The organism is Nonomuraea spiralis (assembly GCF_014648435.1).
Lineage (GTDB): Bacteria > Actinomycetota > Actinomycetes > Streptosporangiales > Streptosporangiaceae > Nonomuraea > Nonomuraea spiralis.
This window is the reverse complement of the sequence record NZ_BMRC01000016.1, coordinates 114,301-130,620: the sequence shown is the minus strand read 5'-3', so window position 1 is coordinate 130,620 and position 16,320 is coordinate 114,301. Positions and strand designations below refer to the sequence as shown.

Sequence of the window (16,320 nt, the reverse complement as noted above, 5' to 3'; positions counted from 1 at the left end):
GAAGTCCGTTTCGACAGGGTTGAGGTCAAGCGTCTTTCATGGTGACATGCCCGGATGATTCTCCGGACCGTCATCCGCCGCGGCCTGCGCCTGGTCGCGCTGGCCGTGGCCGTCGTGGTGGCGCTGGCCGGCCTCCTCGCCGTCGCGCTCCGCCTCCAGTTTACCGGTGCCCCGGCGGCCTGGGCGAAGAGCACCGGCAACGACGCTCTCTGGCTCGGCCACGCCTGGGTGGACGGCCGCCGTACGGAGCAGGACGTGGAGCGACTGGCCGTACGCCTGCGAGCCACCGGCATCAAGGATGTGTACGTACATTCCGGTCCGTTCGAGTGGGACGGCCGACTCGACCCGGCAAAGCACCCCAACGCCGGAAATTTCGTGAAATGGATGCATGAGCGCCTACCAGCCGTCCGCGTCTCCGCCTGGCTCGGCCAGTCCGTCAAGAACGGTCTCGACCTCGACGCCCCCCGCGCCCGCGCGAACGTCCTGGCCGGCGTGGCCGACATCATGAAGGCGGGCTACGACGGCATCCACTACAACTTCGAGCCGATCGGCGACGGCGACACCGAGTTCCTCGCCCTGCTGGACGGGACACGCAGGTACACGAGGCTGCTGTCCACCTCGACCCCGCAGATCGAGCCCTATCCCCTCATGCGCCCGGCGGCCCGGCTCGCGCTCGGCCACGACAAGTACTGGTCGCAGGGCTACTTCCAGCAGGTCGTGAACCGGGTGGACCAGGTCGCGATCATGACGTACGACTCCGGCGCCCCCACGCAGTCCCTCTACGGCGGCTACGTGGCCCGGCAGGCCGGGCTCGCCCTGGAGCTGGTGCCGCCCGGCAAGTCGCTGTTCATCGGCGCCCCCGCCTACCACGACCACGGCCTGGCCTGGCTGGACGCCGCCGAGAGCGTGGCGATGGCCGCCGAGGGCGCCAAGCTGGCCCTGTCGGACCACGGCCGCCGCGACCGCTTCGGCCTGGCCCTGTACGTCGACTTCGCCGCCACCGAAGAGGACTGGAAGGAGTACATGACCCGCTGGCTGGCCTAAACTGGGAAGGCCCGGTGCGTTGATTTGAGCAGCCGCCCGGGTTATTGGTACCCTGTTCACTTGCGTGTGGCGCGCCCTCTCTCGAGCCCGCGCGCCCCATCCATCCTTAGACTTTCACCGAGGCTTCTTCGTGGCGAACATCAAGTCCCAGATCAAGCGCAACAAGCAGAACGAGAAGGCGCGCCTGCGCAACAAGGCGGTCAAGTCCTCTCTGAAGACGGCTGTCCGCAAGTTCCGCGAGGCCGCCGAGCAGGGCGACGTCGAGCAGGCGGCGGCGCTGCAGCGGGTTGCCGCCCGCCAGCTCGACAAGGCCGTCAGCAAGGGCGTCATCCACAGGAACCAGGCCGCCAACCGCAAGTCTGCGATCGCCAAGCAGGCCGCCGCCCTGGCCGCCAAGTAACACCACCGGCGAGCACCGACGCCGCACTCCTTCATAGGGGTGCGGCGTTCTTGTTTTTGTGCGCGTTTTGTCACAGTTTCGATATCACATGGGCATAGCTGCCGCGTATCGGCTGCGCATCCCTTGACAAGATCACCTTGCCACCTCGTCCGCCTCTCCGTGAGGGTTCACTAAACGGACGAAGGGGGACACATGCGGGGGCCGTTGGTCGTCAAACGGGCGTTCAGCGAGCCTTTGCTGCTTCTCGCCGCGTTCGGCTCGATCCTGCTCGCCACCACCACGCTGGTCGCGCTGACCATGTACGCCTCCTCGATCGCCGACGCCGGCGTGCGCAGGACGATGGAGACCGCCTCCCTGCGCCAGACCTCGGCGACGATCAGCGCCCCGGTCACCGCCAAGACGTTCCCTGTCTACGACCAGGCGGTACGCGCCGAGCTGACCAAGGCGTACACCAAGGCGCCCACGCTCACCACGAGCTTCCACTCCGACTCCTACGCCATGCCCGGCCAGGAGGACAGGGACCGGCCGGAGCTGCTGCGGTTCGGCAGCTACGACGGCCTCGACCAGCACGCCAAGCTCGTCTCCGGCGCCTGGCCCAAGGCGGCCGACGGCCAGGTGGAGGCGGCGGTCTCGCTGTCGGCGGCCTCGGCGGCCGGGTTCAAGGTCGGCCAGGAGCTGACCACCGTGGGCCGCCTGTCGCCGGAGCCCGTCAAGGTCCGCATCACCGGCGTCTTCCAGCTCGACGACCCCTTCGGCGAACGCTGGACCGGCGAGCAGCTGCTCAGCAGGGGCGTCGAACGCGGCGACTTCACCACGTACGGACCGCTGATGGTCGCGCGCGAGACGTTCATCGGCCGCTTCGCCACCAACGTGAACGCCACCTGGACCGCCGAGCCCGACCTGCGCGCGCTGACGCCGGCCCAGCTTCGCCCGCTGGCCGCGGCGGTCGGCGAGGTGGGCCCGCACCTGAAGGCGGCCGGCTGCGCGAGTTGCGTGACCACCAGCCGCCTGCCCGAGATGCTCACCCAGCTCGACACCGCCTCCCTGGTGGCCCGTTCGACCATGCTGATCCCGGTGCTGCAACTGCTGCTGCTGGCGGCGTACGCGCTGATGCTCACCGCGCGGCTGCTGGCCGACCACCGGCGCATGGAGGTGGCGCTGCTGCGCTCGCGCGGCGCGGGCACGATGCGGCTGGCCGCGCTGGCCGGCGGCGAGGCGCTGCTGGTGGCGATCCCGTGCGCGGTCGTCGCGCCGTTCCTCGGGCCGCCGCTGCTCGGGCTGGTGAACCGGATCCCGTGGATCAGGGCGTCGGGCGTGCGGCTCGACCCCACGGTCGGCCTGGGCACGTTCCTGGTGTCGGGCGCGGTGGCGCTGGCCTCGGCGGTGCTGCTGGTGCTGCCCGCGCTGGCGGGCGCCCGGCGCACGTACGTGGAGGAGCAGTCGGCGCGCGGGCGCGGCGGCGGGCGCGGGCTGATCGAGCGGGCGGGCGCCGACGTGGCGCTGCTGGCCGTGGCCGGGCTGGCGATCTGGCAGCTCCAGCACTACGGCGCGCCGGTCACCGCGACCGCGGGCGGCGGGCTCGGCATCGACCCGCTGATCATCTCCGGGCCCGCGCTGGCCCTGCTCACCGGCGGCATGCTCGGCCTGCGCCTGGTGCCGCGCATCTCCGCGGTCGCCGAACGGGTGACCTCCAGGCGGCCCACCCTCGCCCCCGCGCTCGGCGCGTGGCAGGTCAGCAGGCGCCCGCTCAAGTACGCCGGCCCCGCGCTGCTGCTCACCATGGCCATCGCCATCGGCATCGTGTCCATGGCCACCTCCTCCACCTGGCGCGGCTCCCAGCTCGACCAGGCCCGTCACCAGGCCGGGGCCGACCTGCGGCTGTCCGGGCCGCCGGACGCGCCGGAGCTGGGCCCGTTCGGGCGCGGCACGGCGTTCGCGGCGCTGCCCGGCGTGACCGCCGCCTCGCCGGTCTTCCGCGGCCAGACCGAGGTCAGCAGCGAGAACGCCGTCCTGATCGGGATCGACGCGGCCAAGCTCGGCACGCTGTTCCAGCTCCGTCCCGACCTGTCGGACCGGCCCGTCGCCGAGATGTCCCGCGCGCTGGCCGGGCCGCAGGCGGGCAAGCTGGACCTGCCTGGACGGCCCGCCGCGCTCACCCTGCGGGCCACGGCGGACGCCGACCTGCCGCTGCGGCTGGTGTTGTCCGACGCGCTGGGCGTCTGGCGGGACGTGTCGCTGGGCGTGCTGAAGGCGGGCGAGAACACGATCGACGTGGACCTGGCCGCGATGGCGGGGCGGAGCGGGAAGATCACGTACCCGCTGTCGCTGCGCGGGCTGGTCGGGAGCGCGCCGTCCGAGGGCAGCGCGAGCCTGACGGTGACCGGGATCAGCGCGGACGGGCAGCCGGTGACCGTGCCGGCCATGTCGCTGAAGGCGACGGGCCGGCAGCCGGCGATGGCCGCCTTCGGGTCGCCGCCCGTCCAGGGGCCGCTGCCCGTCGTGCTCACCGCCGACCTGGCGACCGCGCTCAAGCTGGGCGTCGGCCAGGTCGGACGGGCCAGCATCGACCGCAGGGTCATGGACGTCAAGGTCGTGGCCGTCGTGGAGACGATGCCGACGACCACCGCGGGGCAACATGCCGTACTGGCCGACTGGGGGACGATGCAGGCGCAGGATCTGGCCGCGGCGCAACTGCCCAGGCCCGCCACCGAATGGTGGCTCGCCACCGGCGACGGCCGGGCGGCGCAGGCGCTCACCGGCCGCCCCGCGTGGGACGTCACCGCGCTCGACCAGCGCGCCCTGGCCACCAAGTTGCAGGACGACCCACTGGCCAGCGGGCTGCAGGGGGCGCTGATGCTGGGCTTCTTCGCGGCGCTGGTGTTCGCGGCGCTCGGGTTCCTGGTCAACGCGGCGGTCGCGGCCCGCGAGCGGATGAACGAGTTCGCGATCCTGCGGGCGCTCGGCGTGAGCTCGCGGCAGGTGTTCGGCATGCTGGCGATGGAGCAGACGTTCGTGATCGGGTTGTCGCTGGCGGCCGGGACCGGGCTCGCCGTAGTCGTGGGCATGCTCGTGGTGCCGCACATCGTACTGACCGGGCAGGCCTCGGCGGTCACCCCGGGCGTGGTGCTGGACATCCCGTGGGGCGCCACGGCCGCCATGCTCGCCGGGGTGGCCGCGGTGCTGCTCGCCATCGTCGCCGGGCTGGCCCGCAACCTGCGCAGGCAGGGTCTCGGCCTTCGGGAGGAACAGTGAGGATCCCGCTGCTGGCCCGGACGCACCTGGGCGCGGTGGCCGTGCTCTTCGTGCTGACGCTGAGCGCCTGCCTGCTCGTCGCGGGGCTGCCCAGGGCGATGCAGTCGTCGTTCGACCAGGCGCTGCACGAGGCGCTGCGGACCGCTCCCGCGGAGCAGGCCGACCTGACCGTGACCGTCGCGTCGATGTCGAAGGAGGAGGACCTCAACGAACGCGGCCAGTTCGAGTCCAGGGACCAGCGCTGGCGAAGGCTCCTGCCCCCGGCGCTGCGGCCCCTGGTGGTCCCCACCGGTACGGGCGACAGCCACATGAGCGCCAAGACCGTGGTCACCCCGCTGCAGGGCTCGGGCGGGACCATGTTCATGAATCTCGGCTGGCTGTCCGACGCCGACAGGCGGGTGGACTGGGTCCAGGGGCGGCCGCCGGGCAAGCCCTCCACCACGCGCTTCGAGGGCGAGACGATCCCGCTGATCGAGGTGGGCCTGGTCGAGTCCGCGCTGCCCGCGATGGATCTGCGGCTCGGCCAGGTCAAGGTGCTCGGCGAGAGCCATTACGTGGCGGTGCGGCTGGTCGGCGCGTTCAGGGCCAAGAACCCGAACGAGCGTTACTGGAGCCACAACTCCGACATCCTTTCCGTCACCCGGATCTTGCCGCCGGGCAAGCTGGAGTTCGAGAAGCACATCACGACGGTCATGTCCGACGACGGGCTGGCCGTGCTCAGCGGCGACGGGCGCAACCTGTCCTACAACTGGGTGCTGCCCATCGCCCCCGACAAGGCGGACGCGCTGGCCACCAGCGACCTCAACACGGCGGTCAGCGAGTTCGAGCGCGTGATCGGGTTGCAGGCGTCGGGCTCGTTCAGCCCGTACCGGGTGATGACGGCGCTGCCCAAGTTGCTGACCGACTTCCTGGCGGCCCAGTCCACCGCGCAGACCGTCATGTATCTGGTGCTCGGCGGCCTGCTGCTGGTGGCGGCCGGCGTGATCGTGCTGGCGGTGCAGCTCCTGGCCGGCCGGCTCGACCACACGCTGGCGCTGACGCGGGCGCGTGGCGGGTCGCTGCGGCAGGTCGCGGGCACCGGGGCGGCGCTGACCGCGCTCGCCGTCGTGCCCGCCGGGCTCGTCGGGTACGCCTTGTCCTGGTTCGTACCCGGACCCGTGTTGCCGGTCGTGCACATCGGGCCGCTGCTGGTCATGGCGGCCGCCGTCGGGTTCGCCGCCGCCGGGCTGGCGTTCGCGCACCGCGTCCCGCTGGACGAGCGCCGCGAGGACGTCGCCACCGCCCGTCCCTCCGCCCGCCGGCTCACGCTGGAGGTGCTGGTCGTGGTGCTCGCGCTGGCCGGGGCCTACCTGCTGCGCACCCGCGGGCTGGCCGCCTCCGCCGGGTTCGACCCGTTCCTGCTGGTGGTGCCGATCGCGTTGACGCTGGCCGCGGCGGTGGTCATCCTGCGCTGCTACCCGTACCCGCTGCGGCTGCTCGTACGGCTGGCCGCGCGGCGGCCGGGCGCCGTGCCGTTCCTGGGGCTGACCAGGGCGGCCAGGGCGCGCTCGGCCTCGGTGCTGCCGGTGCTGATCCTGCTGCCCGCGCTGGGCGTGTCGGTGTTCGCCGCGGTGATCTCCGACGGGCTGGTGAGCACGCAGCGGCTGGCGTCCTGGCAGCAGGTGGGCGCGCCGGTCAAGATCACGTCGCGGATCGAGATCCCGGCCGACGTGATCGACCGGGTGCGCAAGGTCGCGGGCGTCGAGCAGGTCGTACTCGCCCAGACCGGCCGGGTCCAGGTCGGCTACGGCGCCGAGCGCGCCGAGGCCATCGCGGTGAACCTGGCGGAGTGGCGGCGGCTGCTGGGAGGCGCGCCCATCGACGTGCCCACCGGGAGCGGCGCGTTCGTCTCGCCCGACCTGAAGGGGCGCGGCACGTACGAGATCGGCTGGCAGTCGCGGCTCAAGCTGCCCGAGAGCGGCGTGATCACGTCCGTGCCCGGCTTCTACAGCCAGGGCAAGTTCATCGTCATGCCGCTGGACCAGCTCGTGCGCCCCGCCGTGAACACGCTGCTCATCCGCGGCAACCCCGCCGTCGACGAGCTGCGCCGGATGGTCCCGCTGGGCACGGTGGAGTCGCAGACGCTGGCGCTGGCCGCCATCCAGGACGACCCGCTCACCAGCACGGTCCGCACCACGCTGATGGTGGTCACGGTCGCGCTGGCCGCGTACGCGCTGGTCGCCGTCATCCTCTCGCTGGTGGTCGGAGCCGCCGACCGGGCCAGGGCGCTGTCGTTCCTGCGTACGCTCGGGTTGTCGGACCGGCAGGCGCAGCGGCTCACCGTCCTGGAGATCATGCCGATGATCCTGCTGACCGCGCTGGCCGGTCTCCTGCTCGGCCTCGGGCTGCCAGAGGCGCTCGGACCGGGCGTGGACCTGTCCTCCTACGCCGGCGACCTGCCCGTCGGCGACTACTCCCTAGACCTCGTCACGCCGACCGCGCTGGCGACCGGGCTGGCCGTCGTGGCCGTGCTCGGCGCGTACGCGCACACCGCCATCAGCCGTCGTCGCAGCCTCGGCGCCGTCCTTCGAGTGGGGGACCTCACATGAACCCGACCCTGTCAGAGCTGGAAGCCAAGGCCGCGGAGAAGAAGAGCGCGTTCGGCGGCGACGCGCACATCGTCTGCGACAACCTCGTCCGGATCTACAAGACCGAGGGCGTCGAGGTCGTCGCCCTTCAGGGCCTCGACCTGGTGATCGACAAGGGCGAGCTGGTCGCCATCGTCGGCGCGTCCGGATCGGGCAAGTCCACGCTGCTCAACGTGCTGTCGGGGCTCGACGTGCCGACCGCGGGGGTGGCCAGGGTCGCGGGTACGGACCTGCTGGCGATGACGGCCAAGGACCGGCTGCGCTACCGGCGTTCCGTCGTGGGCTTCATCTGGCAGCAGACCGCGCGCAACCTGCTGCCGTACCTGACCGCCAGGGAGAACGTCGAGCTGCCCATGAAACTGGCCGGCGGCGGCCGGGCGGGCCGCGCCCGCGCCGGCGAGCTGCTGGAGCTGCTGGGCGTCGGATACTGCGCCGACCGCCGCACCCCCGAGATGTCGGGCGGCGAGCAGCAGCGGGTCGCCATCGCCGTCGCCCTGGCCAACGAGCCCCAGCTCATCCTGGCCGACGAACCGACCGGCGAGCTGGACAGCGAGACGTCGGAGCAGGTGTTCGACTCCCTGCGCAAGGCGAACCGGGAGCTCGGCGTGACCGTGGTCATCGTGACCCACGACCCGCTGGTCTCGGAGCAGGTGGACCGCACCGTAGGCATCCGCGACGGCCGTACCAGCAGCGAGACGCTGCGGCGCGAGGGCGCCGAGGGGCAGATCGTCGCCGAGGAGTACGCCGTGCTGGACCGCGTGGGCCGCCTGCAGCTCCCCCGCGACTTCATGAACGCCCTGGACATGGAACGCCGGGTGCGCCTCGAACTCGAATCCGACCACATCGGCGTTTGGCCCGCCCGAGAGGAGCCCTCCCATGAGCAATGAGCCCCTGGTCGTGGTGGAGGGGGTCCGCAAGGTCTACCGCAGCGGGCCCAAGGAGGTCGTCGCGCTGCACGAGGTGTCCTTCGAGGTGTTCCCCGGGGAGTTGGTGGCGGTACGGGGGCGTTCGGGGTCGGGCAAGACCACGCTGCTCAACCAGATCGGCGGGCTGGACCGGCCCGACGCCGGGCGGGTGGTCGTGGACGGGCACGAGGTCACGTCCATGTCCGAGGACGCCCTGCTGGCGCTGCGCCGGGACGTGGTGGGGTTCGTGTTCCAGTCCTTCGGGCTGATCCCCGTGTTGTCGGCGGCCGAGAACGTGGGGGTGCCGATGCGGCTGGCCCGCGTGCCGTCCGCCGAGCGGGAGGAGCGCGTACGGCTGCTGCTCGCGCTCGTTGGGCTGGAGCAGCACGTGAACCAGCGGCCGTACGAGTTGTCGGGCGGGCAGCGGCAGCGGGTGGCGATCGCCCGTTCCCTGGCCAACCGGCCCAGGCTGCTGGTGGCCGACGAGCCGACGGGGCAGCTCGACTCGCAGACCGGGCGGCAGATCATGGAGTTGCTGCGGGCGCTCGTACGGAGTGAAGGGGTGACGGCGCTGGTCGCCACCCACGACCCGAGCCTGATCACACTGGCGGACCGAGTCCTGGAGATCAGCGACGGCGTCGTCCGCGAACCCGCCCTCACCTGACCCCCCGCCTTACCCCCGCCCACCCGCCTCAGCTCTCACCCACCTTGGCCCTACCCCTGGCCCCCACCCGCCTTGGCCGCCCGCCCCCTTCCTCAGTCGTGCCGCCGGACCGTCACCCGGTCCAGGTCCCCGGCGGCCCGAGGGGGCGCGGTCCTGGGCGAGCGGACCACCGCCGCGAGGTTGGCGACGGCGACCAGCACCCCACCCGTCACCATCAGCGCCGCCATCCCGACCGCGCCTGCCAGCGGCGCCGCGACCGCCAGCCCGAACGGCCGCGCCGCGAACGAGATGAGCTGGTCGAACGACCGCACCCGCCCCAACGCCCCCTCCGGGATCTCCTCCGCCACCACCGTCTCCCACAGCGGACTGAGCACCCCGAGCCCCACCATGGCCACGAAGTACGCGGCGGCCACCACCACGACCGGCAACCCGAACCCCACCGCCGCCGGCAACGCCACCATGGGCAGCAGATAACAGGCCGCCCCCACCTGAACGGCGACCAGCGGCCGCCGGATCGGCAACCTCGGCGCGGCCAGCACCCCGATGACCAGCCCGACCGTGCCGCTCTGCACGATGATCATCCAGCCGGCCTCACCTCCGAGCCGCTGAACCGCCGCCACCGGCCCCAGCGTGAGGAACAACCCGGCCATGAAGTGCCACACACCGTGCCCCAGCACACAGACCAGGAACCACGGCCGCCCCCTGACCTCCCCGACCCCTTCCCCCAACTCCCTCCAGAACCCAGCCCTCACACCAACCGTCACCCTTGCGCCGGCTGTGCGGACCCCACCGAGGGTCAGCGCCGAGCAGGCGAACAACATCGCCGTGAGCCCGGCCGCCCACCCGGGCCCGGCGGCCAGCGTGAGCGTCCCGGCGAGGGCCGGCCCGAGCACCGCCGACACGCTGGTCGCCACCCCGATCCGGGCGTTCACCCGCAACCTGTCCGCCCCCGGCACCACCGCCACCACCAGCCGTGGCACGGCAGGACTGCCGAACGCGATCGCCGCCCCCGCGACGGCCGACAACACGGCGAGATCGAGCACCCGATCCACCCCGAGCAGCAACTCGACCGCCATTACCCCCTGAGCCAGGCACCGCGTCAGGTCGGCGAGCAGCGCGACCCGTTCGGGCCGGACCCGGTCGGCCAGCACGCCCCCGACCGGCAGCAACAACAGCAGCGGAACCATCTCACAGGCCAGCACAACCCCCAGCGCCTCCCCCGACCCCGTGGCCCGCAACACCGCGAGCGTCAACGTGGTGGGGATCATGGCGGTGGCGAGCGCGGACACACAGCGCCCGGCCAGTAACCGGTTCTTGGCCCCGGCAAGCGACGAATACGACATGACCGCCAAGGTATTTCGTCAGCGAATAATTCGTCAACAAATTACTAGCCGACGTATGATCTGGTCTCGTGGAGGACTCCGTCGATCGTCATCTGGCCCGCTGGCGCGGCAAGGCCCCCTTCGACGAGCGGGTGGAGGCGATCGTGACCCGCATGCAGTCGCTGGTGAAACACCTGGCCCACGCGAAGGCCGCCGCGCTGACCCAGACGGGGCTGCAGGACTTCGAGTTCCAGACGCTCCACCGGCTCGTGGCCCACGACGGCACCGCCACCCCCACCGAACTGGCCGCCGAGCTGCTGCTCTCCCCCGCCGGCATGACCGGCCGCCTCGACACGCTGGAAAAAGCAGGTCTCGTACGCCGCATCCGCAGCACCGAAGACCGCCGGCGCGTGGACGTCGAACTCACCCCCAAAGGCCACGACCTCTGGACGGACGCCATGGCCGTCCTGGCCGTACTGGAGACGGACATGGTGAACGCCCTCACCCCCGGCGACCAGGGCATCCTGGACAACCTGCTCAAGCAGCTCCTGCTCCACGCGGAGACGAACCCGCATCAATCACATTGAGACCGACAGGCGTCCGGTGATACCCATGCTGGAATGACCCTCCAGACACCGGACACCACATGACCGCGACGCGGTTCCGTATCGAGGTTCCCGACGACGTACTGGACGACCTGCGCAGCCGTCTCCGCAACACCAGGTTCACCGGCCCGCTCGACCCCCGTCCCTGGGAGAGCGGAACAGACCCGGCCTTTCTACGGGATCTGGTGACGTACTGGGCCGACGGGTTCGACTTCCGCGCCCAGGAAGCCCGCCTCAACGAGCTGGACCACTACCAAGCCCCCATCCAGGGACGAAACCTCCACTTCATCCGCATCCCCGGCACCGGCCGCGCCCCCATGCCTCTCCTGCTCTGCCACGGCTGGCCGAGCAGCTTCATGGAGATGCTGCCCCTGGCGGAACGCCTGGCCGACCCCGCCCGCTTCGGCGGAGACCCCGACGAGTCGTTCGACGTCGTGATCCCGTCCATGCCCGGTTTCCTCTACTCCGACCTGCCCCCGGAACCCGCCACCCGAGGCGCGCTGGCCCGCATGCTGCATCCGCTCATGACCGAGGTCCTCGGCCACGAACGCTACGGAGCCTTCGGCGGCGACATCGGCGGCGCGGCCGTCGGCTGGCTGGGCGCCCTCTATCCGGACCAGGTGCTCGGAATCCACCTGATCCACCCGCCCGCCCCCGCTTCCCTGGAGAACCCGCCGCCGACCCCCGAGGAACAGGCGTTCCTGGACGCCGAAGCGGCCTACGACGCGCGCGACGGCGGCTACAGCGAGATCATGCTCACCCGTCCCGACACCATCGCCGCCGCCCTGATCGACTCACCGGCCGGCCTGGCCGCATGGATCGTGGACAAGCTCCGCGCCTGGAGCGACTGCCAGGGCGACCTGGAATCACGCTTCGACCGCGACACCCTGCTCACCATCGTGACCCTGTACTGGGCCACCGGCTCGATCGGCACCTCGTTCAAGTCGTACTACGACTGGCACCTGAACCCGCCGCGGCCGCCCATCACCGTACCGGCCGCCGTCACCCTCAGCCACGAGCCGTCCGTGGCCGGCCTCCCCCGCAGCCTCGCCGAACGCGCCCTCACCGACCTCCGCCACTGGAACACCCCCGCCCGAGGCGGCCACTTCATGCCCCTGGAAGAACCCACCCAACTGGCAACCGACCTCACCACCTTCTTCCACCCTCTCCGCCCCCACTAACCCCACCCTCCAAGCAGCCCAAAACGACTTACCCACCCGGCCTTCGCTTGCCAGACAGGGAAACAGCCCCACTCATGTGGGCCACTGGGCAGGAAGGGGCACCCCACTGAACGGCCGAGCGGCTTGAGCGGCCTCTGGAAGGCGCCGCCTCTGGAAGGCGCCGGTGGAGGCCATCACCTGCTCGGCACCCCAGGACGTGCGTTCCCCGGCCTCACTCAGACCACTGGCCGCTCTCGCATGCCCCCAGCAACCGTCCGGCGCTCGCGGGCCCTCGCCACCCGCCCTGCGCTCGTTTGGAGCCGTCGCCAACCGTCTGAGGACCCATGTGAACCTGTTACTGACCACGCACGGTCCCGAACCGTCGCTGGCCATATGGGCTCACCGATCACGTATGGCTCGAAGGAACCCGTCGCCGACCGGGCCGAGGCGGGAACTTCCGCCACAGCCCAATACGGCCTGCGAAAGACGTTCCCTACCGGCCGGTACGGCTGGTGACGATCACTTGTACGGCGTGTTCCAACGCATACCCCGTGTCCGCGCCGCCCCCCTTGACCTGCTCGTCCGCGTTGGCCACCGCCTGGATCGCGCGGGACAGCCCCTCCGGCCCCCAGCCGTTCAGCTGGCGCTTGACCCGGTCGACCTTCCACGGCGGCATCCCCAGGTGGCTGGCGAGCTGCCCCCCGCGCAGGTTGCGCGGCGCGCTCCCCACCTTGGCCAGCGACCTCAACCCACCCGCCATCGCGCTCACCAGCAGCACGGGCGCGACCCCGGTGCCCAGAGCCCACCGCAACTGCTCCAGAGCCTCGGCCAGCCGCCCCTCGATCGCCGAGTCCGCCACGTTGAACCCCGTGACCTCGGCGCGCCCCTTGTGGTAGCGCGCCACGGCCGCCGCGCTGATCGTCTTGTCCTCGGTGTCGAACACGAGCTGGCTGGCCGCCGCTGCCAGCTCTCGCAGGTCGTTCCCCACCGCGTCGAGCAGGGCCTGGGCCGCGTCCCCGGCGATGTTCCGCCCGGCCCGCTTGACCTCCCCCTTGATGAACTCCAGCCGTTCGCCCGCCTTGGTGACCTTGTTGATCGTCACGACCTTGGCGCCGGCCTTCTTCACCCCGTCGACCAGCGCCTTCCCCTTCACCCCACCCGGGTGCGCCAGCACCAGCACGGTGTCGTCGGACGGCTGCTTCGCGTACGAGACCACCTCGGTGATGACGTCCTTCGCCAGATCCTGGGCCGAACGGATCACGACCACCGAACGGTCACCGAAGAGCGACGGCGAGGTCAGCTGGGTCAGCTCGCCGGTGGCGACCTTCCCGCCGAGGAGATCGTGCACCTCTGCCGATGGATCACCGGACCGCGCCGCCGCGACGACGGCGCCCACCGCCCGCTCGGCAAGCAGCTCCTCGTCGCCGAGGACCAGGGTCACAGGTGCTGGATCGGTTCCTGCCATGTCAGGCAGCATGCCATGCGTCGCCGACAACCTGGTACTCGACGCGGCACCCCGCTGATCCATGACGACGCCGGGCGTCGTCATGGCTGTGATCAGGCGTTCCACGAGGTCTCCAAGGGCTGGATGGACGGGTGGTGGGAGGGATCGAGCGCTGTGCCTCGCTGATCTCCGGTCCCGCTCTTCCGGGAACCGGTGCTCACGGACCACGGGGGACCACGGCCAGGCTCCCCTCGTGCTCGACGACGGCCAGGTCACCTGATCGATCGGTGCGGTGGACGGCGGCGCCGAGACGATGGAGAAGGGCGAGGGTCGAGGTGGCGGGGTGACCGTAGTCGTTGCCGGCGCCGACGCTGATCAGGGCGGCCCGTGCGCCCAGCGAGGCGAGGAAGGCCGGGGACTGGCGGTTCGAGCCGTGGTGCGGGGTCTTGAGGATGTCGGCGCGCAGGGTGAGGTGGCGGGCCAGGTCGTCCTGGGCCTCGGTCTCCAGGTCTCCGGCGAGCAGCGCCGAACCGGCCCGCCATCGTACGTGGATGACCACGCTGGAGTTGTTGATCACGCTGCCCTCGCCTTGGCCGTTCGCAGTGCCTGAGGCCAGGTCGGGGGCGACGACGGTCAGCTCGGACGGGCCGAACCGCCATCGCGTGCCCGGTACGGCGCTCCCCTCGGGGACACGATGGCGGGCCAGTACGGCCGAGATCCGGGCGCTCGCCTGCTCAGCCGTCGGTCGCGGGCTGACGACCACGGCTCCGACACGTCTGTTCCTGAGCACACCCGGCAGGCCGTCCACGTGGTCGGCGTGCGGATGCGTCAGGACGAGCAGCGGAACCTCCTCGATGCCGATCCTGCGCAGACACCGGTCCATCACGACCGGGTCCGGGCCGGTGTCGACGACCACGCCGCGACCTGGCCCGGCCGCCACCACCAGCCCGTCCCCCTGCCCCACGTCGCACATCACCATCAACCAGCCCTTGGGCGGCCAAGGCCCGGTCAGCGGCCGGATCACCAGTACGGCCACCAGCACGGCCCCGGCCGTCACCAACGCCATCGCCCTCCACGGACGGTGCCTGAGCACCGGAATCGCGACGGCCACGGCGATCGCGAGGAGGCCGAGACCGGGGAGACCACCCGGCCACGGCAGGGTGGTGAGAGGGACGTTCACCGCCCAACGAGCCACGGTGACGATCCAGCCCACCGCGTAACCGGCCGGGACGACCAGCAGGCCGGCGGCGTCCGGCCAGATCGGGGCCACCAGGGCGGCGGCGAACCCGAGCAGCGTCGCCGGAGCCACGGCGGGGGCCACCAGCAGGTTGGCGGGCACCGCCACCAGCGTCAACTGGCCCGACATCAGCACCAGGACGGGCGTCACGGCCGCTTGCGCGGCGGCTGAGACGGCCAGCGCCTCGGCCAGCCATCTCGGCAACCGGCACAACCTGGACGCGGCGTGGGTAGGGTCCGTGTCCCCGTCTCCCGGAGGCGATGATGAGAGACGGCCATCGGCGTCCGCCATACGTTCCCTCCCATCGATGACAGCCCCGAAGTGCCGGTCGGCCGTCGGCGGTCTCCGGCCGGTCACCGCCGCCACCGCTTGGGCGTCAGGCTCGTCGGCTTTCGTCGGCCTCTGAGGGGTTGGCGCCGTCGAGAGCTTGTCGCGCCAGCGCGGAGCGAGGAGGAGGATGCCGGCGGTAGCCGCCACCGAGAGGGCGAAGCCGTACGAACGGGCCAGGTCCGGAGCGAACAGGACCAGCAGGAGGACCGTCCCGGAGAGGGCCGCGAGGCCGTCCTTCGCCCGGCCCGTACCCAGGGCGAGGGCGGCGGCCAGCCCCATCAGGAGGGCACGGAGAACGCTCGGGGACGGCCGGGCCACCACGGTGAACGCGAGCATCGCGACGGCCGCGAAGACCGCCCTCAGGGGCAGGGAGAGGCCGACCAGGCGGGAGATCGCGAGGGCCGCACCCGCCACGATGGCGAGGTTCGCACCGCTCACGGCGTTCAGGTGGCTCAGGCCCGCTTCCTTGAGGTCGGCGGCCACCTGCGGGTCGATACGGGAGACGTCTCCGACCACCAGGCCCGGCAGGAGACCGCGCTGGTCGGGCGGGAGAGGGTCGGCGGCTGTTCGAAGACCGGTTCGCAGGGCTCCGGCCATTGTCTGCATGGACGAGGGCGGGGTCAGGATCCGGGGCTCACCGCGTACGAGGAGGATGGCCGCCACCAGATCTCCAGGAGTGGGACTGGCCAGGCGGCCGGTGACTTCCAGGCGTTGGCTGGGCAGCAGGGCGCTCCAGGCGGTCCCACTGGCGAAGACGGTGATGGGTACGTCGACCGCTTGGCGGCTCGCCGGGTAGGACGCCTGGCTCATCGTCCCGTGAGCGCCGGAGGAGAGGTCGTCCCCGGTGCGACCTTGGCTTGCGGTGGACTCGATGGTCTTCAGGGTGGCGGGGATGACGTAGCTGTCGCGGTGGAAATGACCGCTTTTGTGTGGTCTGCGCTTCGGGTCGTCGGACAGGACGATCTGGGCGGTCACGGTCGCGTTCCTGGCGGCGAGTTCGGCCACCGGCCCGCCGGTCAACGCCTGCACGCGGAAGGCGACCGACGCGGAGGCCGCCGTGGCGCAGATGAGCGTCGCGAGCACGGCGTTGCGCCACGCACCCCACGAGCGGGAGAGGCGACCGGGAGCACGGCTGGAGGGGGTGCGGGTGTGCCAGGCCAGGGCGCAGGTGGCGAGTGCGGTGGTCGCGGCTGCCGTCAGGCCCACAGCGGCCGGTTGGCCGAGCAGGAGCAGGGCGCTGGTCCACGCGGACAGCGCCGGGAGGACGAGGGGCCAGGAGCGCCTGTGGTCGCCGTCGTCCGGGGTCGTGGGGTGGTCGAGGCCGGGCATG

Annotated in this window: 11 protein-coding genes; 8 read left to right on the top strand and 3 right to left on the bottom strand. The window is 71.6% G+C overall.

Going from position 1 to position 16,320, the window contains the following annotated elements:
* Positions 1–54: 54 nt before the first annotated feature.
* The 6 genes from IEZ27_RS33630 to IEZ27_RS33605 all read left to right on the top strand — a co-directional run bounded on the left by IEZ27_RS33630 (position 55) and on the right by IEZ27_RS33605 (position 8,892).
* Positions 55–1,044 carry a glycoside hydrolase family 18 protein gene (locus IEZ27_RS33630; RefSeq protein WP_189650940.1) on the top strand — a complete coding sequence of 330 codons (990 nt, stop codon included), beginning with the start codon at positions 55–57 and terminating at the stop codon, positions 1,042–1,044.
* A gap of 130 nt (positions 1,045–1,174) precedes the next feature.
* Positions 1,175–1,444, top strand: a complete 270-nt coding sequence (gene rpsT / locus IEZ27_RS33625; protein WP_125633409.1) for a 30S ribosomal protein S20 — start codon at positions 1,175–1,177, stop codon at positions 1,442–1,444.
* Positions 1,445–1,636: 192 nt separating this feature from the next.
* Entirely contained in the window at positions 1,637–4,696 is a 3,060-nt protein-coding gene (locus tag IEZ27_RS33620) for an ABC transporter permease (RefSeq protein ID WP_189650939.1), read from the top strand.
* Positions 4,693–7,284, top strand: coding sequence for an FtsX-like permease family protein (locus IEZ27_RS33615; protein WP_189650938.1), 2,592 nt, complete (start codon positions 4,693–4,695; stop codon positions 7,282–7,284). Before IEZ27_RS33620 ends, IEZ27_RS33615 begins: the two co-directional genes overlap by 4 nt.
* Positions 7,281–8,210 (top strand): ABC transporter ATP-binding protein, encoded by a 930-nt coding sequence (locus IEZ27_RS33610; RefSeq protein WP_125633415.1) that lies wholly within the window; start codon positions 7,281–7,283, stop codon positions 8,208–8,210. Before IEZ27_RS33615 ends, IEZ27_RS33610 begins: the two co-directional genes overlap by 4 nt.
* On the top strand, positions 8,200–8,892 hold the full coding sequence (locus tag IEZ27_RS33605) for an ABC transporter ATP-binding protein (RefSeq protein WP_185844588.1): 693 nt from the start codon (positions 8,200–8,202) through the stop codon (positions 8,890–8,892). The genes IEZ27_RS33610 and IEZ27_RS33605 overlap by 11 nt, the downstream gene beginning before the upstream one ends.
* Before the next feature lie 92 nt (positions 8,893–8,984).
* Here IEZ27_RS33605 and IEZ27_RS33600 read toward each other — a convergent pair whose 3' ends face one another.
* Positions 8,985–10,235: an MFS transporter gene (locus tag IEZ27_RS33600; RefSeq protein ID WP_189650937.1), complete on the bottom strand. Its 1,251-nt coding sequence runs from the start codon at positions 10,233–10,235 to the stop codon at positions 8,985–8,987.
* 68 nt (positions 10,236–10,303) lie between these two features.
* On the opposite strand from IEZ27_RS33600, the gene IEZ27_RS33595 reads away from it, so the two are divergent.
* Complete coding sequence (locus IEZ27_RS33595; RefSeq protein WP_189650936.1) at positions 10,304–10,801, top strand: MarR family winged helix-turn-helix transcriptional regulator; 498 nt, start codon at positions 10,304–10,306, stop codon at positions 10,799–10,801.
* 59 nt (positions 10,802–10,860) lie between these two features.
* On the top strand, positions 10,861–12,000 hold the full coding sequence (locus IEZ27_RS33590) for an epoxide hydrolase family protein (protein ID WP_189650935.1): 1,140 nt from the start codon (positions 10,861–10,863) through the stop codon (positions 11,998–12,000).
* Between the two features lie 472 nt (positions 12,001–12,472).
* Here IEZ27_RS33590 and holA read toward each other — a convergent pair whose 3' ends face one another.
* Positions 12,473–13,444 carry a DNA polymerase III subunit delta gene (holA, locus tag IEZ27_RS33585; RefSeq protein WP_229824583.1) on the bottom strand — a complete coding sequence of 324 codons (972 nt, stop codon included), beginning with the start codon at positions 13,442–13,444 and terminating at the stop codon, positions 12,473–12,475.
* 196 nt (positions 13,445–13,640) lie between these two features.
* Entirely contained in the window at positions 13,641–16,319 is a 2,679-nt protein-coding gene (locus IEZ27_RS33580; RefSeq protein WP_189650934.1) for a ComEC/Rec2 family competence protein, read from the bottom strand.
* Position 16,320 lies beyond the last annotated feature (1 nt).